A 21,357-nucleotide genomic window follows, 5' to 3' on the forward strand; every position below is an offset into this window, starting at 1 on the left:
GGATCGGCCATGACGGCTGAGCACACGGTCAAAGATCCTGTTTGCGGCATGTCGGTGAATCCACACTCGGCGGAACATCGCAGCGAGCATGGCGGGAAAACCTGGTATTTCTGTTCTTCGGGGTGCAAATCGAAGTTTGACGGCGACCCGGGACACTACCTCAGTGGAGAACAGAAACAGGACGAACCCGTGGCTCCGGGCACCATGTACACCTGCCCGATGCATCCGGAAATTCGCCAGCAGGGCCCCGGAGATTGCCCTATCTGTGGTATGGCCCTGGAGCCCGAGCAGGTAAGTCTGGATGACGGGCCCTCGGCAGAGCTCAAAGACATGACCCGTCGATTTTGGATTGGCCTGGTGCTGGCCCTGCCGGTATTGGTGCTGGAAATGGGCGGACATCTCACCGGCCTTGACCAGATCGTTGCCCCACAAATGTCCAACTGGATTCAACTGGTGTTGGCGACGCCAGTAGTGGCCTGGTGTGGCTGGCCTTTCTTTGTCAGAGGCTGGAAGTCCGTCGTCAGCCGCAATCTGAACATGTTCACGCTCATTGCCATTGGTACTGGCGTGGCGCTGATCTACAGCCTGGTGGCGACACTGGCGCCCCAGATTTTCCCCGACGCCTTTCGGCAGGAAGACGGTTCTGTCGCCGTCTACTTCGAGGCGGCTGCGGTCATCGTGGTGCTGGTTCTGTTAGGCCAGGTGCTTGAACTGCGGGCCCGGGAGAAAACCTCGGGCGCGATCAAGGCGCTGCTGGATCTGGCACCGGCGACGGCCCGAAAGCTGGATGACCAGGGCGACGAGTCCGATGTGTCGCTGGATCAGGTCAAGGTGGGTGATCGCCTGCGAGTGCGCCCGGGGGACAAGGTGCCGCTGGACGGTGAGTTACTTGAAGGCAGCTCCAACGTGGATGAGTCCATGGTGACCGGTGAGCCTCTTGCAGTCAGCAAAAAGTCTGGCGACCAAGTGATTGGCGGCAGTATTAACCAACAGGGCAGCTTTATCATGCGGGCCGACAAGGTTGGCCGGGACACCATGCTTTCCCAAATCGTGCAGATGGTGGCCAGCGCCCAACGCAGCCGCGCACCGATCCAGGGGCTTGCCGATAAGGTGGCGAGCTGGTTTGTGCCCACCGTGATCCTAATTGCCATTGTTGCCTTTATAGCCTGGTCATTCCTTGGGCCGACACCGCCCATGGCGTTCGGGCTGATTGCGGCGGTCAGTGTTCTGATCATTGCCTGCCCTTGCGCACTGGGTCTGGCAACGCCGATGTCGATCATGGTAGGTGTTGGCCGCGGCGCCCAAAGTGGTGTGCTGATCCGCGATGCGGAAGCCCTTGAACGCATGGAAAAGGTAGATACGGTGGTAGTGGATAAGACCGGCACGTTGACAGAGGGGCAGCCACAAATCACCCGAATTGTTACAGCGAATGGGTACGATGACGATGCTTTGATGCGTTTTGCGGGCGGACTCGAGAAAGGCAGTGAGCATCCACTGGCCCACGCCATTCTGGACAAAGCCAAGGGCATGGAGCTGAAGCTGCCGGATGCGGAAGACTTCGATTCTCCCAACGGTAAAGGGGTAACAGGAAAAATCGACGGCAAGCGGGTGCTGCTTGGTAATCGTCTTCTCATGGAGTCGGAGAATGTCGACACCACTAAATTTGACAGCGATGCCGACGAGCATCGCAAAGATGGTGCTACCGTGATTTTTGCCGCCGTCGATGGAAAAATCGCTGGGCTGTTGGCCATCTCCGATCCCATCAAGAGAACGACCCACGCTGCTATTGTCGCGCTGCAAAAAGGCGGCATTCGAGTGGTCATGCTGACTGGCGATAACTACACCTCGGCCGAGGCGGTTGCTCGCAAATTGCATATCGATGAAGTGGAAGCGGAGGTACTGCCGGAAGATAAGGGCAAGATCGTCCAGCGTCTGAAAGATGAAGGGGGTGTTGTCGTGATGGCGGGTGATGGCGTTAACGACGCGCCTGCATTGGCAACGGCGGACGTGGGGGTGGCCATGGGCACCGGCACAGATGTGGCCATCGAAAGCGCGGGCATTACGCTGCTGCGCGGCGACTTGATGGGTATTGTAGAAGCGCGTCGTCTGTCGCTGGCGACCATGCGCAATATCCGACAGAACCTGTTCTTTGCTTTTGTGTACAACTCCGCGGGCGTTCCGATTGCGGCGGGGGTTTTGTACCCGTTCTTCGGGATACTGCTTTCACCGATCTTCGCGGCTGCTGCAATGTCGCTGTCGTCTTTCAGCGTGATTGTGAATGCATTGCGCCTGCGAGTTATCAAGCTTGGCCCTAAGTAATAATAGCTGGTGCCGTACACTATTGATCGAACCATAGAAGATGCTGATTTTGAGGCGGTTGACAAACGAGCGCGTCAGTCTCTCACGGATAACTGCTTCGGGGTGCTGATCGAAATCGACGTCAAAACCACGATGAAGGAGAAGCTGGGCACGGAAATACCTGCCTACCGGATCTTTGGGCATGCAATCCTAGGCCATCGGCGTGGAGCCTCGAGTAGGGGCTATTTTGCCATAGCTGGCGCCTTAAGCGACTTCATCCGTGATCTGTTGACCGTGATCAAGTTCCACGGGGTTTGCTCAGCCCGTTCAACTTTAATCGGGTATCCGGATTATCTGGTTGGTATGCGAGAGAGAAAGGTGGCCGACAAACTCAACCCACAACGGATTAGCTGGTTGATGGCTCGCTCAGTACGCTCACTTGCTAGAGAGCAGATACTTCACCAAACAGGCGATGCCCAGGACCAGCAGCAATAGTAGGGCAATTCCGATCACTGGCATTATCCAGCCCATCGCCCCCATCATCCCGCAATCGGGTAGTGTCGTGTTCATCGTGACAGAGCTCCCTGTGGTGTCCATGCCCAAAACCCGTGGTGCCGCCGCCCAGTGGCACCACGGTCGCGCTCATATCGTTCACCCGGCACAGCAGGACAACTGCGTCACATCCTTGGTGAAAGTCTGGGCACAGAGCTTGAGCCCTTCCACCATGGTCAGGTAGGGAAATAGCTCATTGGCGATGTCGTGTACGGTCATGCGTGCGCGTAGCGCCATCACCGCCGTCTGGATCAGCTCACCGGCTTCCCCCGCCACCGCCTGCACCCCCAGCAACCGGCCCGAGTCGCGTTCGGCCACCAGCTTGATGAAACCACCGGTGTCGAAATTCACCAGCGCACGCGGCACGTTTTCCAGGTCCAGCTCGCGGGTATCGACGCTGAAGCCTTGCTCGATGGCCTCGGCTTCCGTCAGGCCGACGGTGGCCACCTGGGGGTCGGTGAAGATCACCGCCGGCATGGCGCTCAGGTCCAGGGTGGCTTCGCCCCCGGTCATGTTGACGGCAGCCCGGCTGCCCCCGGCGGCGGCGACATAGACGAACTCCGGCTGATCGGTGCAGTCACCGGCGGCATAGAGCCCCGGCACCGTGGTGTGCAGATGCTCATCGACCAGAATCGCCCCACGTGCGGTTTCCACGCCGAGGCTCGCCAGGTTCAGGGCCTCGGTATTGGGTGTCCGTCCGGTGGCCACCAGCAGTTGATCCGCCCGCAAGGTGCCGGCGTTGGTGTCGACAATGAATTCATTGTCGGTGTAGTCCACGCGGCTCGCCTGGGTCTGCTTGAGGACCTCGATGCTCTCGCGGCGAAACGCCGCCTCCACCGCATCCCCTACCGCCGGGTCTTCCTGGGAGAGCAGGCGGCTGCGGGCCAGCACCGTGACCCGGCTGCCCAGCCGGGCGAAGGCCTGGGCCAGTTCCAGGGCCACCACCGAGGCGCCGATCACAATCAGCCGCTCGGGAAGGGTGTCCAGGGCCAGCGCACTGGTAGAGGTCAGGTAGGGGGTGTCGGCAAGACCCGGGATCGGCGGTACTGCCGGTCGGGCGCCAGTACCGATTAAGGCGCGGTCGAAGTGGACGACCTGCTCGCCGCCCTCGTTCAGCTTGACCATCAGGCTATGGGCATCGATAAACCGGGCCTCGCCGTGCAGGACCGTGATGGCCGGGTGGTCGCGCAGAATCCCCTCGTACTTGGCGTCACGCAGTTCCTCGACACGTCGCTGCTGCTGCTCGAGCAGCTTGGCCCGATCCACCACCGGCGCCTGGGCGCTCAGGCCTGCATCGAAGGGACTTTCCGTACGCAAGTGGGCAATATGGGCCGCGCGAATCATGATCTTCGAAGGCACACAGCCTGTATTGACACAGGTACCGCCGACGGTGCCGCGTTCGATCAGGGTGATCCGGGCGCCGCGCTCGGCGGCTTTCAGGGCCGCCGCCATGGCGGCGCCGCCGCTGCCGATCACCGCGATGTGCGGGGCGTCTTCATCACGGCCCTTGGACACCGATGCGCCTGCCGGGGAAGTGGGCCCACTGTTGGCCAGTCGAGCTTGGTAGCCAAGTCGGGTCACGGCAAACGTCAACGCCGAGGCCGGTGTCTCCGGATCAACGGCTACCGATGCCGTCCCCTGAGGATAGGATACCTCCACCGACTGCACGCCGGGCAGCTTCTCCAGGGCTTCCCTGACATGATCCGCACAGCGGTCACAGGTCATGCCACTCACGTTGAGTTCAATCATCACGTTTCTCCGAGTCTTCATTAGTAAAGCCGGCATCCTGCTTCCGCTTGTGGTATCGCGCGTAGAGAGGTAAGCCGATGGCCAGGGCGGCAAACAGCAGGTAATCGAGATAGCCTGCCAACGCGGCCAGGCCCGCCGTACCGAATAGCACCAGGGCGATTGGCGCGCAACACAGCACCATCAACCCGGTGCCAAGCACGACGCTTAAAAATTTCTGCGAATCTTTCACGCTTATTCCTTCACCGTGGCGGGCAAGCTCGTAAACAACTCACCCGATGACCGCGATGTGCAGCTGCTTGATGTCACTCAGGGGGCGTATTCCTTGATTTGATAGAGCCGTTGTCACAACAGGCGTCGAACTGCTTCTTACGCCAAATCGCATAAATGGTCAGGCCGATGAAGAAGGCCAGGGCCGGCAATAACACAACGTCGAGATAGCCCGTCAGCCCCGCCAGGCCCACCGTGCCAAGCAGGATCACCAGGATCGGCGTAAAGCAGCACAATGCCACCAGGACGGTGCCGATCACGCTCACGCGCAGCAGGGGCTTGGGATTCTTCATGATCACTCTCGATCCGCTTGCGAGGATGTCGGGGTTGATGGATACCCAGCGTTGATGGTGGCCTCGGTCAATGCCTCCACCGACGTTCGGGCGTCGTCAAAGGTGACCACGGCCTCGAGATCCGCGTAGCTCACGTCGACTTGCGAGACGCCGTCCACCTTGTTGAGGGCGGCCTTGACGGTGATCGGGCAGGCGGCACAGGTCATGCCCGGCACCGACAGCGTCACGGTCTGCAGGGCCGCTAAGGCGGGCGTGCTGAGCAGGGCGAGTAGCGCGATGAAGGCGAAACGAGCTTTCATGGTAGATCTCCTTTTAATAGAACAGGGGCAAGATGTAGGGGAATACCAGGGCGATTAGCACCAGCAGCGATACGAGCCAGAAGATCGCCTTGTAGCCCGTCCTGACCCGTGGCACGGCACACACCTCTCCCGGCTGGCACTTTTCCACTGGCCGAAAGACGCGACGCCAGGCGAAGAACATCGCCACCAGCGCGACGCCGATAAAGAGCGGGCGATAGGGCTCCAACGCCGCCAGATTGCTGATCCAGGCGCCGGAAACGCCCAGCGTGATCAGCACCAGCGGGCCGAGGCAACACGCCGAGGCCAGGAGGGCCGCGACTCCTCCGGCGGCCAGGGGCCCTCGCCCCGTTTTAGATGTCCGCATTGACGATTCTCCTTTCGGGATGGGGGGAGCTACGATAAGGTTACTTCCGTAGCTTGGTACGGAGTCAAGCATCATGAAGAGACATGCAGATAAAGTGGCGGACACCATGACCATTGGCGGCCTGGCCAAGGCGGCCGGCGTCAATGTCGAGACAATCCGCTATTACCAGCGACGAGGGCTATTATCGGAGCCCGAACGCCCTCCCGGAGGTATTCGACGCTATAGTGCCGCCGATATCGACAGGTTGACGTTCGTGAAAACGGCGCAGCAGCTGGGCTTTAGTCTGGATGAGATCAGTGACCTACTTCGGCTGGAAGATGGCGCCCACTGTCAAGAAGCCAGTGCTCTCGCAGAGCACAAGTTAGGGGACGTTCGCGAGAAGATCGACAGGCTTGAAAGAATTGAGAAGGTGCTGAGCGAAATGGTCGACAGATGCCATGCACAACAAGGCAATATCACTTGCCCGCTAATTGCGTCATTGCATGAAGGGCTCAGAGAAGCAGAAGACCCAAGGGAGTAACTCACCTTCAGTTCGTTGAAAACAACGCGGTCAAAGAGTCGCGATCATCTATGGACCATGTCGACAAGGAAAGTTTGCATGACTAGCTTGCCTGACAACATCCTTCACCTTCCCGAGTACCACGTCCTAGGCACCAAGATGGAAGAGCATGATCTCCACTACCAGGTCGAAGCTCCTGAGCCTCTAGCTTGCGAGGAATGCGGCGTTGAGAGTGAGTTTGTCAGGTTCGGCAAGCGCGATGTGGCCTATCGCGACCTACCCATCCACGGAAAGCGGGTCACCCTCTGGGTGGTCCGTCGCCGCTACACCTGCCGGGCGTGTGGAAGGACGTTCCGGCCAGCTCTTCCGGAAATGGTAGACGATCACCGCATGACGCGGAGGCTTTACAACCACGTCGAGAAGGAAGCCTTCAATCACCCCTACGCCTACGTGGCTGATACCACGGGCCTCGACGAGAAGACTGTCCGCGAGATATTCAAGAAGAAGGCTGAGTTCCTGGCAGCCTGGCATCGTTTCGAGACACCCCGCTGCCTGGGGATCGACGAGCTGTACCTGAACCGCCGCTACCGCTGCATCCTGACCAACCTGGAGGAGCGTACCCTACTGGACCTGCTGCCCGGTCGCCAGCAGGACGCGGTGACGAGGCGCCTCATGAGCATGACCGAGCGCCACCAGGTCGAGATCGTCAGCATGGATATGTGGAAACCCTACCGCCGTGCTGTCCAGGCGGTACTGCCGCAGGCTCGCATTGTGGTCGATAAGTTCCATGTGGTGCGGATGGCCAACGAAGCCCTGGAGAAGGTGCGTAAGGGACTCAGGAAGGATCTGAAGCCAAACCAGCGGCGGACCCTCAAGGGCGATAGGAAGATCCTGCTGAAGCGTGCCCACGACGTTTCAGATCGCGAGCGGCTTATCATGGAGACATGGACAGGGGCCTTCCCTCAGCTCCTGGCGGCCTACGAGCACAAGGAGCGGTTCTACCACATCTGGGACAGCACCACCCGGCGTGATGCCGAAAAGGCGCTGGCCCGCTGGATTGACGACATTCCACAGGGGCAGAAAGAGGTGTGGAAGGATCTCGTCAGCGCCGTCAGCGGATGGCGCGAGGAGGTGCTGGCCTACTTCGAAACCGACACCCCAATCACCAACGCCTTCACGGAGTCGATCAATCGGCTGGCCAAGGACAAGAACCGCGATGGCCGGGGCTACTCATTCGAGGTGATGCGGGCCCGGATGCTCTACACCACCAAGCACAAGAAGAAGGTGCCGCAGATCAAGGAATCCCCCTTCCTGGGCAAGGCCACCATGACCTACAGCATGGGTCTTCCCGAGCCTGAGAAAAACTACGGCGTCGATCTATCAACCTTCTGGGAGAGTTAAGGGTTCGAAGGAGCAAGGGGGCTCCATCTACCACTTAATCCGGATACCCCTTTAATCCAACTCATTGTGATTAACTCTCTAGGTGTGTAAAGCCAACAGGTTGCTTATAACAGGAAGTCTGCTGATGCGCGGTCGCAGATAACGGCTTTGCAATCGCTTGAGAAGCAACTCGTTTCCCTGAGAGCGAGGTGCAACGATGGCCGTGAAGTTGATGCTTGCGGGGTTCTTGCTGGCATCAGCGAGGGCATCTTACAACCGCAATAGATCAAAGTGTCGATTTTATAGTTCTTAACCACGCCGCCACCTGTCGACATAAGCCTCGGTACCCAGCATGCCAACAGGCGCCTGGAATGGCATCGAGAGACACTTTCACGCTTCATCAAGTAATGCTATTGAAGGCTGTGGCGTAGAGAAGAGCATGCCAGAGGGAGCAGAGCTGGTGATCAATAGTTATATAGCTCGATATTAAACGTTGACATGGGGGTTACCCCAAGGTTTATGTTGCCTACAGCACATCACTTCGGACTATGCTGACACCATATGTTTATTGCCCGGTTATTCATTAGCTGCCTATTTCTGCTTAGCATCTCCTTGCAGGGGATGGCAGCGGTGCAATTGGTGCAGCCTTGCCCCATGGAACAGACCATGATGCAGGCAGACATGGATGACCGTTGCAGCATGATGTCCGCCATGCCACAAAACGATTGTTGTCTGGATGGTCAATCCAGCACGCACAGTGGCCCGGTTTGCAAGCCTGGTCAGGAGTGCCATGCTGGGCAGCTCTCGATCATGAATACGCCACCGGCGAATTCTTTTCAGGCAGCAAATCCGGCTGCCCCTCATTTTTCTGACCCTCTCTATCTCCCCCTTGCCTTATCTACCATCTGGCGACCGCCACTAGCACTTTCTCACTGATCTTTTCGGGGTCCGGCCTGGTCTGGGCCCACTGAGGGCGCGTTGCGCGCCATGATCCGTGTTGGAGTGACACATGTATTGGATATTTCTGAGCGCCGGCCGGTATCGGCGCGCACTCGGCTGGCTAGCGCCCTCCCTGCTGCTAGCTAGTGTCCAGGCGTTTGGGGCAGAAGGCCTGACTTTTAATCAGGCGCTACAGCTCGCCTTACGTCAATCACCGGAACTGCGGGCGGAATCGGCCCGCGTCGAGGCCGCTCAGCAGGCAGAAGGGCCTGCCGATGCTTTGCCTGATCCCACCCTGATTCTTGGCCTCGACAATGTACCTGTGGATGGTGCCGATCGTTACAGCCTGTCGAGTGATTTCATGACCATGCAGCGTATTGGTGTAACCCAGCGTTTCCCCAATCGCAGCAAACGCACAGCAAGGGCAGAAGGTGCCAGACAGCAAATCGGCTTAACGGAGGCCACGAAAGAGGCGACTCGTCTGGCCGTGCTGCGTCAGACCGCTCAAGCCTGGATCGAGCTCCACACTCTGGATCGTCAACTAGTCCTGCTGGAAGAACTCATTGCTGAAAATCGTTTGTTCGACAAGGCAGTGCGTGCCCGACTTTCATCGGGTCAAGGAAAGGCTATTGATAGCGTGGCACCCAGGCAGGAAGCCGTGACATTACTGGATCGGCGAGATGCTCTTCTGGCCAGGCAACGCCAGGCTAAGGCTCGTTTAATACGCTGGCTGGGGGAAGCCGGCCGGCAATCACCGGCTGGCCAAGCACCTGATTTCGCCATCAATGCTGAACAGTTACTGAATAGCCTGCATAAGCACCCTGAACTTGAGATAGCGTCGCGTCAGGCTTCTGTCGCCCAGGCTAACGCGGACGAGGCTCGTGCCGCCAAGAAGCCGGACTGGGCTTTAACTCTGGCTTATATGAATCGTGAAGAATTCAGTGACATGGCGATGCTACAGGTCAATGTGGACCTGCCATTGTTCAGCCGGTCGCGCCAGGGGCCTCGCATTGCCTCGGCGGAAGCTGAGTGGCAAGCACTGGAATCTCGTGCAGAGGCGGTACGTCGCGAACATGAAGCGATGCTGCAGAGCGATCTGGCCGAATATGAACGCCAGGAACGCACGCTTGCCCGGCAACGGGAGCAACTGGTGCCTCTCGCAAAAGAGAAAGTGGGATTGGCTAGGGCAGCTTGGCGCGGCGGTGATGGCAGTTTGGCCGATCTTGTACGGGCACGTAGCGAATGGCTGGACGCCAAACTGAAAGAAATTGATCTCAGCGGGCAGTATGACCAGCAGGCAGCCGCCCTCCATTTTACCTACGACCACCACGGCATGGTGGGCGAGGAGCAAGATGATGAACATTAAACGCAATGCCTTGATCGGTTTGGCTGCCTCGCTGTTGTTGCTAGCCGGAATATATTTGGGCCGTTACGTCACCCCTTCGCAGAGCAGTATATCGATGGCGATGGACAGCAGTGAAACCAACAGCAAAGCGGATGAAAAGGAAGTGCTGTACTGGTATGACCCTATGTATCCCCAGCAGCACTTTGACGAGCCCGGGCCCTCACCTTTCATGGATATGGAGTTGGTGCCCCGTTATGCCAATGGTGGTGATGATGGCGATCAGCCAACGGTCCGTATTGATGCAGCCATGGTACAAAATCTGGGAATTCGCAGTGCCTCGGTGGTCGTGGCTCAGTCACAATCTCAGCTTGATGTCACGGGGTTGATTGCTTACAACGACCGCGCCCTGACACGCCTGCAAAGCCCCGCGCCTTCCTTCGTAGACAAGGTCTGGCCTCTGGCTGAGGGCGACACCATCTCCAGTGGTCAGCCGCTGATGCAATTGAGAGTTCCGGCCTGGACTGGAGCTCAGCATGAATGGCTGGCCGTGCTCGGCAGCGGCAACAACGAACTGATCGTCGCCGGGCGGGAGCGCCTGTTGTCATTGGGCATGCCTGCATCCCTGATCCGAAGTATTGAACGCCAACGTAAACCGCTGGAAACCTGGACGGTGACAGCTCCGCATGATGGCGTGATACGCAGTCTCAATGCTCGTGCTGGCATGACGCTGTCGGCCGGTGCTCCCGTGGCGGAGATTCAGTCACTCAACCCCGTGTGGGTGGAGATAGCAGTCCCGGAACGCCAATTGGGGCAAGTCAGTAGTGGTAACGCTGTTGACGTGACCGTTCAAGGAGTGAAGCCAGCACTGCGTGAGGGGCAAGTTGCCGACATTCTGCCTCTGGTGGATCAGTCCAGCCGAACTGTGCCGGTGCGAGTGACCTTGTCCAATGACGAGGGTGATCTGCGTCCGGGCATGAGCGCTCAGGTACGCATTCATGGCGAAGCCACACAGAAAGCATTGGCCGTACCAACCGCAGCCTTATTGCATACAGGAAAGCGCAGCCTGGTGATGCTTGATGAGGGGGAGGGTCGATATCGTCCGCAGGCAGTGTTGCCGGGGGGCGAGCTGGGAGACCAAACGCTGATCCTGGCAGGGCTGAAGGAAGACCAGAAGGTGGTTGTCAGTGGTCAGTTCCTGCTCGATTCCGAAGCCAGCCTGCAAGGCATTGCCGTTCAGGAGCTGGCTATGTCAGATGAGACGGAAATGATGAACGCACTGCACTATGCCGAAGGTGTTGTCGAGCAACTGAATGGCAGCAAAATAATGCTGGACCATGGCCCTTTCAAGAGCTTGTCCATGCCTGCCATGACCATGCGTTTTAACCTGGCGAATGAACAAGTAGGCAAAGGGATATCGGTAGGTGATCGCGTGCGCATTGGCATTCGTGATACAGACAAAGGGTTGATTGTGGAGCGCCTAGAAAAGCAGGTGGCGGAACAAAAAGACACCCAAGTGAATTCGTTGCATTACGCCGAGGGGGTTATCGAGGGGCTATCCGACGGCAAGGTCAAGCTTAAACACGGTCCTTTTAAGACGCTCGGTATGCCTGGCATGACCATGCGCTTTCGTCTTGCCAGCGAACAGGTGGCCAGCGATATAGCAGTGGGCGATCGTGTGCGCGTCGGCGTCAAAGATACCGATAATGGCTTGACTGTGGTGTCTCTCGACAAACAGGAGGTTGCACCATGATCGCTACCCTGATTCGCTGGTCGTTGGCTAACCGATTTTTGGTGCTGCTGGCGACGCTGTTCATGAGTGCGTGGGGAATCTGGTCTATCAACAATACCCCCGTAGATGCTTTACCGGATCTGTCCGATGTACAGGTGATTATCCGCACCAGTTACCCAGGTCAGGCACCGCAGCTGGTGGAAAAACAGGTTACCTATCCACTTGCCACCACCATGCTGGCCGTGCCAGGTGCGCGCACAGTACGTGGTTACTCGTTCTTCGGTGATAGTTATGTTTACGTGTTGTTTGAAGATGGTACCGACTTGTATTGGGCACGCTCACGGGTGTTGGAATACCTTAGTCAGGTCCAGTCTGAATTGCCGCGTACAGCACGACCATCACTTGGGCCAGACGCTACCGGTGTCGGCTGGATTTATCAGTACGCATTGATCGATCGCACCGGCCAGCATGATCTATCGCAGCTAACCTCGATACAGGACTGGTTTCTAAAATACGAGCTGCAGACTCTGCCTGACGTTGCAGAAGTGGCAACCATAGGCGGCATGGTACGTGAGTATCAGGTAGTCCCTGACCCGGTCAAACTCGCCAGCCATGGGATCAGTCATCAACAAGTACGCAAGGCGATAGAACAAGCTAACCAGGAAACCGGGGGAGCAGTGCTGACGCTGGGCGAAGCGGAGTTCATGGTGCGCTCCAGTGGCTACCTTCAGTCACTCGAGGATTTCCGAAAAATCCCACTAAAACTGGTTGATGGAGTGCCAGTACAGCTTGGAGATGTGGCGCAGATTCGCCTTGGTCCGGAGATGCGGCGTGGTATTGCCGAGCTGGACGGTGAAGGGGAAGTCGTCGGCGGGGTCGTCATTCTGCGTTCAGGCAAGAACGCCCGCGCCGTGCTATCTGCCGTGCATGAGCGACTTGAGACACTGCGGGAAAGCTTGCCGGAAGGGGTTGAGATCGTCACCACCTATGATCGAAGTGAGCTGATTGATCGAGCGGTAACAAACCTCAGTTACAAATTGATTGAAGAGTTCATTGTAGTTGCACTGGTGTGCGTATTGTTTCTTGGCCATTTGCGTTCGTCACTGGTGGCCATCATTTCCCTACCGCTGGGAATCCTTGCTGCCTTTATTGTGATGCGTTACCAGGGCATCAATGCCAATATCATGTCGCTTGGCGGCATTGCTATCGCTATCGGCGCTATGGTGGATGCAGCAGTGGTGTTAATCGAGAACGCTCACAAGAAAATTGAGATTTGGCATCGGGATAACCCAGGGCAATCTCTGACTGGTAATGCGCATTGGCGAGTCATAGAGCAAGCAGCTGTCGAAGTGGGGCCAGCGCTGTTCTTCTCGTTGCTAATTATTACCTTGTCGTTTATTCCTGTCTTTACCTTGGAAGCACAGGAAGGGCGGCTATTTGGCCCACTGGCATTTACCAAAACCTGGGCTATGGCGGCGGCAGCCGGCCTATCGGTGACATTGGTTCCACTGTTAATGGGGTACTGGATTCGGGGAAAGATACCTTCCGAGGAAAGTAATCCAATCAGTCGCTTTTTGATTAGTTGTTATCAACCCGTACTAGAGCGAGTCTTGGCGTGGCCGAAAACCACCTTGCTGGTTGCCGGTTTAGTTTTTGTTACCGCCTTTTGGCCGCTAAGTCAGCTTGGTGGTGAATTTTTGCCACCGCTGGATGAGGGCGATTTGCTGTATATGCCAAGTGCCTTACCAGGCTTGTCAGCACAAAAAGCTACCGAGCTTCTACAGCAGACCGATAGGTTGATCAAAACGGTGCCTGAGGTGGAGCAGGTGTTCGGCAAGGCGGGGCGTGCGCGGACAGCGACTGACCCTGCACCATTGACGATGTTTGAAACCACCATCCGTTTCAAACCCAAGGACCAATGGCGTGAAGGCATGACAACGGAGAAGCTTGTCGAGGAGCTGGACCGTATTGTACGCGTGCCTGGACTGGCAAATATCTGGATTCCTCCGATACGCAATCGTATCGACATGCTTGCCACTGGCATCAAGAGCCCAATTGGCATCAAAGTAGCGGGTAATGACCTAGAGATCATTGACCAGGTGAGTCGTCAAATCGAACAGGTAGCCAAACAAGTACCCGGTGTTTCCTCAGCATTGGCTGAACGGTTGACTGGTGGTCGTTATGTGGATATCGATATTCGGCGTGGCATTGCGGCTCAGTATGGCCTCAACATCGCGGATATTCAGTCGGTTGTCAGTGGTTTGATTGGTGGTGAAAACATCGGTGAGACAGTGGAAGGGCTGGAGCGTTACCCGATCAGCCTTCGATATCCTCGCGAGTGGCGCGACACGGTGCATCGCTTACGCGATTTGCCCATAGTCACTCCCGAAGGAAAACAAATTACCCTCGGAACCGTGGCGGATATCAAGATTACCGATGGGCCACCGATGTTAAAAAGTGAGAATGGCCGACTGTCTGGGTGGGTGTATATCGATGTTCGGGGGCGTGACCTAGCCTCGGTAGTGGATGATCTACGTGCCTCAGTGAATGATGGAGTCAGGCTGCCAGAGGGGGTCAGCTTGTCCTTTGCCGGTCAGTTTGAGTTCCTGGAGCGGGCCAATGCGAGACTGAAAGTGGTGGTGCCGGCGACCTTACTGATTATTTTCGTACTGTTATTCCTGACCTTTCACCGTATCGGTGAAGCCTTGCTGATTATGGCTACGTTACCGTTTGCGGTGACCGGCGGTATCTGGTTCTTGTATCTGCTGGACTACAACTTGTCGGTGGCTACTGGTGTCGGCTTCATCGCCCTGGCGGGTGTCGCTGCCGAGTTTGGCGTGATCATGTTGCTGTACCTAAAGCAGGCGTGGCAGGAGAGGCAGGAGCAGGGCCAAAAGGATGAAGCTGCCTTGATGGGTGCTATCCGTGATGGCGCGGTATTACGTGTTCGACCTAAGGCGATGACTGTAGCTGTTATTATTGCCGGTCTTCTTCCGATTTTCTGGGGGGGAGGCACAGGTAGCGAGATCATGAGCCGCATTGCTGCGCCCATGGTAGGAGGGATGGTAACAGCACCTTTGTTATCACTTTTCGTGCTGCCCGCAGCCTATCTGCTGATGCAACGACGCAACAGGAATCCGGGTTAACCAAGCTTAAAGCTTGGGTGGTTGCGATTGTGAATAAGTAAATAGAGCACATAAGGATCGCAATCTTTTGGTCTTGGCACCCTGCTTAGTGTCAGATCAGCACTGATCTGACACTAATAATCGGCGGGGGTTACAGGTGTTAAAGACAAAATTTTTCCGTGTGATGCTGGGAGGGGGGGGGGCTAGCCATACAAAAGCCGATTGACGATCGGTTTTATGTGTGTCAGTCTGATTGCCAGATTGATAATCTCTAAGTGGTCAGGATTCATGCAGCTGGGTGAACTAGAAAAGCAAGTCTTGCAATACTTCTGGAAGGGGCGCACGGCAGACGCAAAATCTGTCTATGCGCATTTCGAGAAGCAGCGCGGAGGTACCTTGAATACTATCCAGAGCACGCTGGATCGATTGTTCAAGAGGGTAAGCGGATTAAATGGTTGATCTTACCTTTGCATGAGAGTGAGACAGACCGGCATCTCATCGGATTATCTGGTTGATGCTTCACCTACTGCTGGTGCATGTTTCCTTCGCTAATTCCAGCAAGAACCCCACACGCCTCAACTTCCCGGTCATCGTTGCAACTCGCTCTCAGTGAAACGAGTTGTTTCTCAAGCGCTTGCAGAGCGGTTATCTGCGACCGCACATGAGAGATGTGATCATCGAGCAAGGCGTTGACGGCGGTACAAGGCTGATGAGGGTCGTCCTGATAGCTCTGTAGTTCGTGAATCTCAGCCAGTGACAGGCCCAGGATTCTGCAGCGACGGATGAAGGCCAGCCCCTCACCATGCTTCTCGGTATAGACACGGTAACCGTTGTCCTGCCGATCAGGCGGCGGCAACAAGCCCTGCTGTTCATAGAAGCGGATCGTCTGTGTTTCGACCCCTACCAACTGCGCCAACTGACCAATGCGCATCAGCCTCCTCCCCAACGGATTCTTTACTCTATTGACCTTATAGTAGCTTTATAGTTTTAAATGGTACCACAACATTGTTCAAGTGGAGTCGTATCATGAGCAAATCCTGTGGTGGCGCCTGTGGCGGTGATGCAACGTCCGCAGCGGATACCGATATACAGGCCTCCTCCGAGGCGCCAGGGAGATGGGTCAGTGTTTATGCCGTGCCGAAGATGGACTGTCCATCAGAAGAACGAATGATTCGCCTAGCCCTGAACGGCTTTGAGGAGATTCGGGCGCTGTCCTTCGACTTGTCGAACCGCCGGCTGAAGGTCGTGCATGACGGCGAGGTCGAGCCCGTCACCTCGAAACTGAAGACCTTGGGGCTAGGCGCCTCGCTTCAGGAAACCGTCGCTGCAAATCCGGAGACCATCAAGGCCGCCGAGTTTTCGGCAGCTTCTGCTAAGCAAGAATCCGGGACCCTGCGCTGGTTGCTCGGCATCAATGCACTTCTGTTCGTGGTGGAAATGACTGCCGGTCTGATCGCCCAGTCCACCGGCCTGATTGGAGAGTCCCTGGATAATTTTGCCGATGCGGCCGTGTACGGGCTTGCCCTTTATGCGGTTGGTCACAGCGTGAAAATGCAGCTACGTGCTGCCCATCTTGCGGGAGTCCTGCAACTGATCTTGGCTGTTGGCGTACTCATAGAGGTGGTGAGACGCTTTGTATTCGGTAGTGAGCCTGAATCGCTGGTGATGATGGCTATCGCATTCGTCGCGTTGATTGCCAATACCAGTTGTCTGCTGCTGATAGCCAAACACCGGGAGGGCGGAGCGCACATGAAGGCAAGCTGGATATTCTCGGCCAACGACGTGGTGATCAACCTGGGGGTCATTACCGCCGGCGTTCTGGTCGCGTGGACCGGCTCCAATTATCCGGATCTGGTTATCGGTAGCATCGCGGGGCTCGTCGTGCTTAACGGTGCCAGGCGCATTCTGGCGCTCAAGGGTTAAAGCATGCCCTTTATTGGCAACAATCTCTCGCCGTATGTCCTGTTTTCCATATCCGGCCTGATAGCAGCATCGGACCAAACTGTAAAATGGCTGGTTCAACAAACAATGGCTTATGGCGAGTCGATCGCGGTGACCCCGTTCTTTAACTGGGTGCACGTATGGAACACCGGTGCCGCATTCAGTCTGTTCGCAAATGCTGGGGGCTGGCAGCGCTATTTTTTTATCGGAATCGCGGTAGTGGTCTCGGTCGTGCTGATCAAGCTGATTCGTGAAAAAGGTCATAATGGAGACGCCATCGCTTACAGTCTTATCCTCGGTGGCGCCATGGGCAATCTGATTGACCGGATCTTTCGCGGCTATGTTGTAGATGCCTTCGATTTCTATTGGCGAGACTGGCACTGGCCAGCCTTCAACCTTGCCGATATTGCAATTGTCCTCGGTGCATTGCTTCTCGTTTTCGTAGGCTTACTGCGAAAAGAAAATCCCAATGCCGAGTTGGATGGATCTTCCTGAAACCTTAGCGGAAAAAAGCCTTAAAAATGCGCTCGGTTTGACCGTGCTTGCCAGTCGGTAAGGCTGCATTTCCTGGCCGGCAATCAATGCCGAACTTGTTTCTCGAAAACGACCCGCTCCCGGCCAAATGGCGGCCAAGAGCGGGCTACCCGGATGCAATTACACCTTTTCATCCTGGCGGTGCAGCAATGTGTACAGAATTGGCAGTACAAACAGCGTCAGTAGCGTCGATGAGATAATCCCGCCTATCACCACTGTGGCCAGCGGCCTTTGAACCTCAGCGCCGGTACCCGTATTGAGGGCCATGGGCACGAAGCCAAGACTGGCGACCAGTGCGGTCATCAGGACCGGACGCAAACGAATAAGAGCACCTTCCACCACGGCGGAAACCAGATCACCCTGGTTGTGCCAAAGATCCCGAATAAACGCCACCATCACCAGACCATTGAGTACCGCCACCCCCGACAGGGCTATAAAGCCCACACCGGCGGAGATCGACAGCGGCATGTCCCGCAGCCACAGTAGCAGCACGCCACCGGTCAGGGCCAGGGGGACGCCGCTGAAGATGATCAGCGCATCTTTCAGCGATCTGAATGCCATCACCAGCAGGGCAATGATGATCGCCAGGGTCACGGGCACGACAATGGCAAGGCGCTGGCTGGCGGATTCCAGTTGCTCGAAGGTACCGCCGTAATCCAGCCAGTACCCGGCGGGCAGATCCACTTCCTGTCGAACTCTTCCTTTGATCTCCTCCACAAAGCCGCCCAGATCGCGATCCCGGACATTGGCGGTGACCACCACCCGTCGCTTGCCGTTCTCCCGGCTGATCTGGTTGGGGGCCGGAGCCAACTCCAGCGCCGCCACTTCTGACAGTGGCACATAGCCGCCTCCCGGCAGGGGCACCGGCAGATCCGCCAGGCTGTCCACATCCCGGCGGATGACCTCGGGCAGGCGCACCACCAGTTGGAAGCGGCGATCCCCTTCGTAGATCAGGCCGGCGTTTTCGCCACCTACACCCGCTGCCACCAGATCCTGAAGATCATCCACGGTCAGGCCGTAGCGGGATAGCGCCATGCGTTTGGGGTGCACCGACAGCATGGGCAGCCCGGTGATTTGCTCCACCCGGGCATCGGTGGCCCCTTCCACTGACTCCACGACTTCGAGCACCACATTGGCGGCATTGAGCATCTGGTCTAGGTCGTCCCCGAATACCTTGATGCCCAGGTCCGCCCGCACACCGGAGATCAGTTCGTTGAAGCGCATCTCGATGGGTTGGGTGAACTCGTAGTTGTTCCCGGGCAATTGCCCGACCGCCGCCTGAATCTCGGCAATCAGCTCATCTCGCGGTTTGTCCGGGTTCGGCCATTGCTCGCGCGGCTTGAGAATCACGAAACTGTCCGCGATATTCGGTGGCATGGGGTCGGTGGCCACCTCCGGTGTCCCGATTCGCGAGAATACCTTGTCTACCTCGGGGAAGGCCTTGATGCGCCGCTCCAAAGGTTTCTGCATCGCAATGGATTGCTCCAGACCTGTGCCGGGAATGCGCAGGGCTTGCACAGTCATATCACCCTCGCTGAGCTGGGGGATGAATTCCGACCCCAGGGTGGTTGCTAGCCAGATACAGACCGCCAGTAGGGCGCCGGCGCCCCCCAGTACCGGCCAGCGGAATTTCAGGGCCAGCTCCAGCGCCGGGCGATAGATCCCTTTGGCCGCACTGATGGCGGCACTTTCCTTTTCGCGGATCCTGCCTGTGAGGAACACCGCAACGGCGGCGGGGACGATGGTGAGCGAAAACACCATGGCTGACACCAGGGCCATGACCACGGTGGCGGCCATGGGATGGAACATCTTGCCCTCTACCCCTGTGAGGGAGAAGATGGGGATGTAAACTACGGTAATGATCGCCACCCCGAACAGGCTCGGACGTATCACCTCGGTCGTGGCTTCATAGACGACCTGCAGCCGTTCCTTGAGCGGCAGGCGCGCACCCGTAGCCTGCTGAGACCCGGCCAGGCGCCGGATGCAGTTCTCCACGATAATCACCGCGCCATCGACAATCAGCCCGAAGTCGAGTGCCCCCAGGCTCATCAGGTTGGCGGAAACGCCGGTCCTCACCATGCCAGTGATGGTGGCGAGCATCGACAGGGGGATCACCGCCGCGGTAATAAGGGCGGCCCGCAGGTTGCCCAGCAGCAGGAACAGCACCACGATCACCAGCAGCGCACCCTCAAGCAGATTCTTCTCCACCGTGGCGATGGCCTTGTCCACCAGAGTGGTGCGGTCATAGACGGCTTCCACGCGAATGCCCTCGGGCAGGGATGGCCGGATATCCTCCAGCCGCTCGCTAACGGCCCGGGCGACACTACGGGAATTTTCTCCCATCAACATCATGGCGGTGCCGATCACCGTTTCCACGCCGTCGCGGGTGGCAGCCCCGGTGCGCAGCTCCTTGCCAATGGCCACTTCCGCGACATCCTTCACCCGGAGGGGCACGCCATCGCGGTTGGCGATCACTACTTGTTCGATGTCGCCGATGGTCTTCAGTTGGCCGGGGGAGCGCACCAGCAGCTGCTGGCCATTGCGTTCGATATAGCCAGCGCCACGGTTGGCGTTGTTGGCCCTCAGTGCCGCCACCAAGTCCTCGAGGCTGACGCCGAGCTCCAACAATTTTTTCGGGGAGGGCGTGACGTGATACTGCTTGTCGTAGCCGCCGATGGAATTGATTTCGATCACCCCGGGCACCTGGGCCAGTTGAGGTTTGATGATCCAGTCCTGCACTTCCCGCAGGGCAGTGGCATCCCAGGGCTCACCATTTTCCCGGGTGGCGCCGGGCGCCGCATCCACGGTGTACATGAAAATCTCGCCCAACCCGGTGGCGATGGGGCCCATCTCCGGCTCCAGCCCAGGCGGAAGGACGCTTTTGATGGCGCCAAGGCGCTCGTTGATCAAGTTGCGGGCGAAATAGATGTCCGTGCCTTCTTCGAACACCACGGTCACCTGGGACAGGCCGTAACGGGACAGGGATCGGGTGTAGGACAGGCTGGGCAGGCCGTACAGCGCCGTCTCCACCGGGAACGTGATGCGCTGCTCTGTCTCCAGGGGTGAATAACCGGGTGCCTCGGTGTTGATCTGCACCTGGACATTGGTGATATCAGGTACCGCGTCGATGGGCAGGCGCTGGAAACTCCAGACACCGACACCGATCAGCACCAGAATCAGCGAAAGCATGAGATAGCGCCGTTCTACAGAGAGGCGCACGATAGCGTCGATCATAGTGGCCTCCTGTTAATCGTCGTCTGACACGCTGGATTTTTCGATATCCGCCTTGATGAGATAGCTGTTCTCCACCACGTAGCGTTCGCCGGGCTTCAGGCCAGAAAGTATTTCGGTGAACTGGCCATCCGTGCGGCCCAACTCGACAGGCCGGGGCTCAAAGCTATTGCCTTCTTGCACAAACACGACCTGGGATTCGTCGAGCAACTGCAGGGCCCGATTTTCTATCACCAGCGGCACTTCGATACGCTCTACCACGATGCTCGCCGAAACCAGCCGGCCCGGTGAAAGCAGCTCCTCTGCGTTGGCAATTTCTGCCCGGGCAATGACGTAGGGCGAGCCGCTGTTCTGCGGCACGATATGACTGATCCTGGACTCGTGCTGGGCATCTCCGGTGTCAATTCGCACCAGCTGTCCTGGTGCGATTTCGCGGCGCTGCCCCGGGAAGATTTTCAATTCCACCCATAGCGGGTCGAGCTTGGCGATGGTGAACAGCGCCTGCTCCCCGGCCAGCTCGCCGACGTTGATATTGCGCTGGATAACGGTACCGGCGAAAGGCGCACGCAAGGTGTAGGGTTGGAGGCTGTCGTTGGATTCGATGCTGGCCAGTGGCTCGCCAGCCTTGACCGCGTCACCGAGACTGGCATTGATTTTCGTAACCTGACCCGGGAAGCGTGCCCTGATCAGGGCAATCCCGTCGGGATTGGGAACAAGGCGGCCATAACTGCTGATGGTGCGCTCCAGGATGCCGGCACCTGCGGCCTTGCTTCGGATACCGGCTTGCTCCGCCATCTCGGCGGAGATTTCCG

General features: G+C 57.6%; 18 protein-coding genes and 1 pseudogene. 11 read left to right on the forward strand and 8 right to left on the reverse strand.

What is annotated here, in order from left to right; all coding sequences use genetic code 11:
• Positions 1-9 precede the first annotated feature (9 nt).
• Together A3730_RS23945 and A3730_RS32155 are read left to right on the forward strand one after the other, a co-directional pair.
• On the forward strand, positions 10-2,319 hold the full coding sequence (locus A3730_RS23945; protein WP_063539127.1) for a heavy metal translocating P-type ATPase: 2,310 nt from the start codon (positions 10-12) through the stop codon (positions 2,317-2,319).
• Between the two features lie 9 nt (positions 2,320-2,328).
• Complete coding sequence (locus A3730_RS32155) at positions 2,329-2,793, forward strand: hypothetical protein (protein WP_062817351.1); 465 nt, start codon at positions 2,329-2,331, stop codon at positions 2,791-2,793.
• Positions 2,794-2,949: 156 nt separating this feature from the next.
• Here the strand turns inward: A3730_RS32155 and merA are convergent, their stop codons facing one another.
• From merA to merT, 5 genes are all read right to left on the reverse strand, one after another.
• Positions 2,950-4,599, reverse strand: a complete 1,650-nt coding sequence (gene merA / locus A3730_RS23955; RefSeq protein WP_082051506.1) for a mercury(II) reductase — start codon at positions 4,597-4,599, stop codon at positions 2,950-2,952.
• Entirely contained in the window at positions 4,592-4,828 is a 237-nt protein-coding gene (locus A3730_RS23960) for a mercury resistance system transport protein MerF (RefSeq protein WP_062817350.1), read from the reverse strand. The genes merA and A3730_RS23960 overlap by 8 nt, the downstream gene beginning before the upstream one ends.
• Positions 4,829-4,901: 73 nt before the next feature.
• The gene (merF, locus tag A3730_RS23965; protein WP_033988342.1) at positions 4,902-5,159 is read right to left on the reverse strand and encodes a mercury resistance system transport protein MerF; all 258 of its coding nucleotides are present in this window, start codon (positions 5,157-5,159) and stop codon (positions 4,902-4,904) included.
• 2 nt (positions 5,160-5,161) lie between these two features.
• Positions 5,162-5,458: a mercury resistance system periplasmic binding protein MerP gene (gene merP / locus A3730_RS23970; RefSeq protein WP_022519794.1), complete on the reverse strand. Its 297-nt coding sequence runs from the start codon at positions 5,456-5,458 to the stop codon at positions 5,162-5,164.
• A gap of 13 nt (positions 5,459-5,471) precedes the next feature.
• Positions 5,472-5,822: a mercuric ion transporter MerT gene (merT, locus tag A3730_RS23975; RefSeq protein ID WP_027965778.1), complete on the reverse strand. Its 351-nt coding sequence runs from the start codon at positions 5,820-5,822 to the stop codon at positions 5,472-5,474.
• A 73-nt stretch (positions 5,823-5,895) separates the two neighbouring features.
• On the opposite strand from merT, the gene merR reads away from it, so the two are divergent.
• From merR to A3730_RS24005, 7 genes and pseudogenes are all read left to right on the forward strand, one after another.
• Positions 5,896-6,342 (forward strand): Hg(II)-responsive transcriptional regulator, encoded by a 447-nt coding sequence (merR, locus tag A3730_RS23980; protein WP_006911920.1) that lies wholly within the window; start codon positions 5,896-5,898, stop codon positions 6,340-6,342.
• Between the two features lie 78 nt (positions 6,343-6,420).
• Entirely contained in the window at positions 6,421-7,722 is a 1,302-nt protein-coding gene (locus A3730_RS23985) for an ISL3 family transposase (RefSeq protein ID WP_033988338.1), read from the forward strand.
• A gap of 129 nt (positions 7,723-7,851) precedes the next feature.
• Positions 7,852-7,986, forward strand: a pseudogene (locus tag A3730_RS29955) (Cd(II)/Pb(II)-responsive transcriptional regulator); the annotation flags it as partial.
• Between the two features lie 724 nt (positions 7,987-8,710).
• Positions 8,711-10,006: a TolC family protein gene (locus A3730_RS23990; protein WP_063508764.1), complete on the forward strand. Its 1,296-nt coding sequence runs from the start codon at positions 8,711-8,713 to the stop codon at positions 10,004-10,006.
• Positions 10,007-10,100: 94 nt separating this feature from the next.
• Positions 10,101-11,735 (forward strand): efflux RND transporter periplasmic adaptor subunit, encoded by a 1,635-nt coding sequence (locus A3730_RS23995; protein WP_231884035.1) that lies wholly within the window; start codon positions 10,101-10,103, stop codon positions 11,733-11,735.
• Complete coding sequence (locus tag A3730_RS24000; RefSeq protein WP_062817558.1) at positions 11,732-14,860, forward strand: efflux RND transporter permease subunit; 3,129 nt, start codon at positions 11,732-11,734, stop codon at positions 14,858-14,860. Before A3730_RS23995 ends, A3730_RS24000 begins: the two co-directional genes overlap by 4 nt.
• Before the next feature lie 267 nt (positions 14,861-15,127).
• Complete coding sequence (locus tag A3730_RS24005) at positions 15,128-15,298, forward strand: BlaI/MecI/CopY family transcriptional regulator (RefSeq protein ID WP_230457727.1); 171 nt, start codon at positions 15,128-15,130, stop codon at positions 15,296-15,298.
• A 64-nt stretch (positions 15,299-15,362) separates the two neighbouring features.
• On the opposite strand, the gene cadR is transcribed toward A3730_RS24005, so the two are convergent.
• On the reverse strand, positions 15,363-15,770 hold the full coding sequence (gene cadR / locus A3730_RS24010; protein WP_004364961.1) for a Cd(II)/Pb(II)-responsive transcriptional regulator: 408 nt from the start codon (positions 15,768-15,770) through the stop codon (positions 15,363-15,365).
• A gap of 95 nt (positions 15,771-15,865) precedes the next feature.
• Between cadR and A3730_RS24015 the strand changes: the two genes are divergently transcribed.
• On the forward strand, positions 15,866-16,762 hold the full coding sequence (locus A3730_RS24015; protein WP_063508761.1) for a cation transporter: 897 nt from the start codon (positions 15,866-15,868) through the stop codon (positions 16,760-16,762).
• Between the two features lie 3 nt (positions 16,763-16,765).
• A complete protein-coding gene (gene lspA / locus A3730_RS24020) occupies positions 16,766-17,275 on the forward strand; it encodes a signal peptidase II (protein WP_063508760.1) in 510 nt (169 codons plus the stop codon).
• A gap of 159 nt (positions 17,276-17,434) precedes the next feature.
• Here the strand turns inward: lspA and A3730_RS24025 are convergent, their stop codons facing one another.
• The gene (locus A3730_RS24025) at positions 17,435-20,548 is read right to left on the reverse strand and encodes an efflux RND transporter permease subunit (RefSeq protein WP_062817555.1); all 3,114 of its coding nucleotides are present in this window, start codon (positions 20,546-20,548) and stop codon (positions 17,435-17,437) included.
• 12 nt (positions 20,549-20,560) lie between these two features.
• A partial coding sequence (locus A3730_RS24030; RefSeq protein WP_156501327.1) for an efflux RND transporter periplasmic adaptor subunit occupies positions 20,561-21,357 on the reverse strand: 797 nt, incomplete at its 5' end.

The organism is Alcanivorax sp. HI0044, assembly GCF_001634945.1.

Bases quoted from the DNA above. Each gene is read 5' to 3' on its own strand.
- A3730_RS23985 (WP_033988338.1), top strand. From the start codon at position 6,421: ATGACTAGCTTGCCTGACAACATCCTTCACCTTCCCGAGTACCACGTC.
- A3730_RS23990 (WP_063508764.1), top strand. From the start codon at position 8,711: ATGTATTGGATATTTCTGAGCGCCGGCCGGTATCGGCGCGCACTCGGC.
- A3730_RS24005 (WP_230457727.1), top strand. From the start codon at position 15,128: ATGCAGCTGGGTGAACTAGAAAAGCAAGTCTTGCAATACTTCTGGAAG.
- cadR (WP_004364961.1), bottom strand. From the start codon at position 15,770: ATGCGCATTGGTCAGTTGGCGCAGTTGGTAGGGGTCGAAACACAGACG.
- lspA (WP_063508760.1), top strand. From the start codon at position 16,766: ATGCCCTTTATTGGCAACAATCTCTCGCCGTATGTCCTGTTTTCCATA.
- A3730_RS24015 (WP_063508761.1), top strand. From the start codon at position 15,866: ATGAGCAAATCCTGTGGTGGCGCCTGTGGCGGTGATGCAACGTCCGCA.
- merP (WP_022519794.1), bottom strand. From the start codon at position 5,458: ATGAAAGCTCGTTTCGCCTTCATCGCGCTACTCGCCCTGCTCAGCACG.
- A3730_RS23995 (WP_231884035.1), top strand. From the start codon at position 10,101: ATGGCGATGGACAGCAGTGAAACCAACAGCAAAGCGGATGAAAAGGAA.
- A3730_RS24000 (WP_062817558.1), top strand. From the start codon at position 11,732: ATGATCGCTACCCTGATTCGCTGGTCGTTGGCTAACCGATTTTTGGTG.
- merR (WP_006911920.1), top strand. From the start codon at position 5,896: ATGAAGAGACATGCAGATAAAGTGGCGGACACCATGACCATTGGCGGC.
- A3730_RS23945 (WP_063539127.1), top strand. From the start codon at position 10: ATGACGGCTGAGCACACGGTCAAAGATCCTGTTTGCGGCATGTCGGTG.
- A3730_RS24025 (WP_062817555.1), bottom strand. From the start codon at position 20,548: ATGATCGACGCTATCGTGCGCCTCTCTGTAGAACGGCGCTATCTCATG.
- merF (WP_033988342.1), bottom strand. From the start codon at position 5,159: ATGAAGAATCCCAAGCCCCTGCTGCGCGTGAGCGTGATCGGCACCGTC.
- merT (WP_027965778.1), bottom strand. From the start codon at position 5,822: ATGCGGACATCTAAAACGGGGCGAGGGCCCCTGGCCGCCGGAGGAGTC.
- merA (WP_082051506.1), bottom strand. From the start codon at position 4,599: ATGATTGAACTCAACGTGAGTGGCATGACCTGTGACCGCTGTGCGGAT.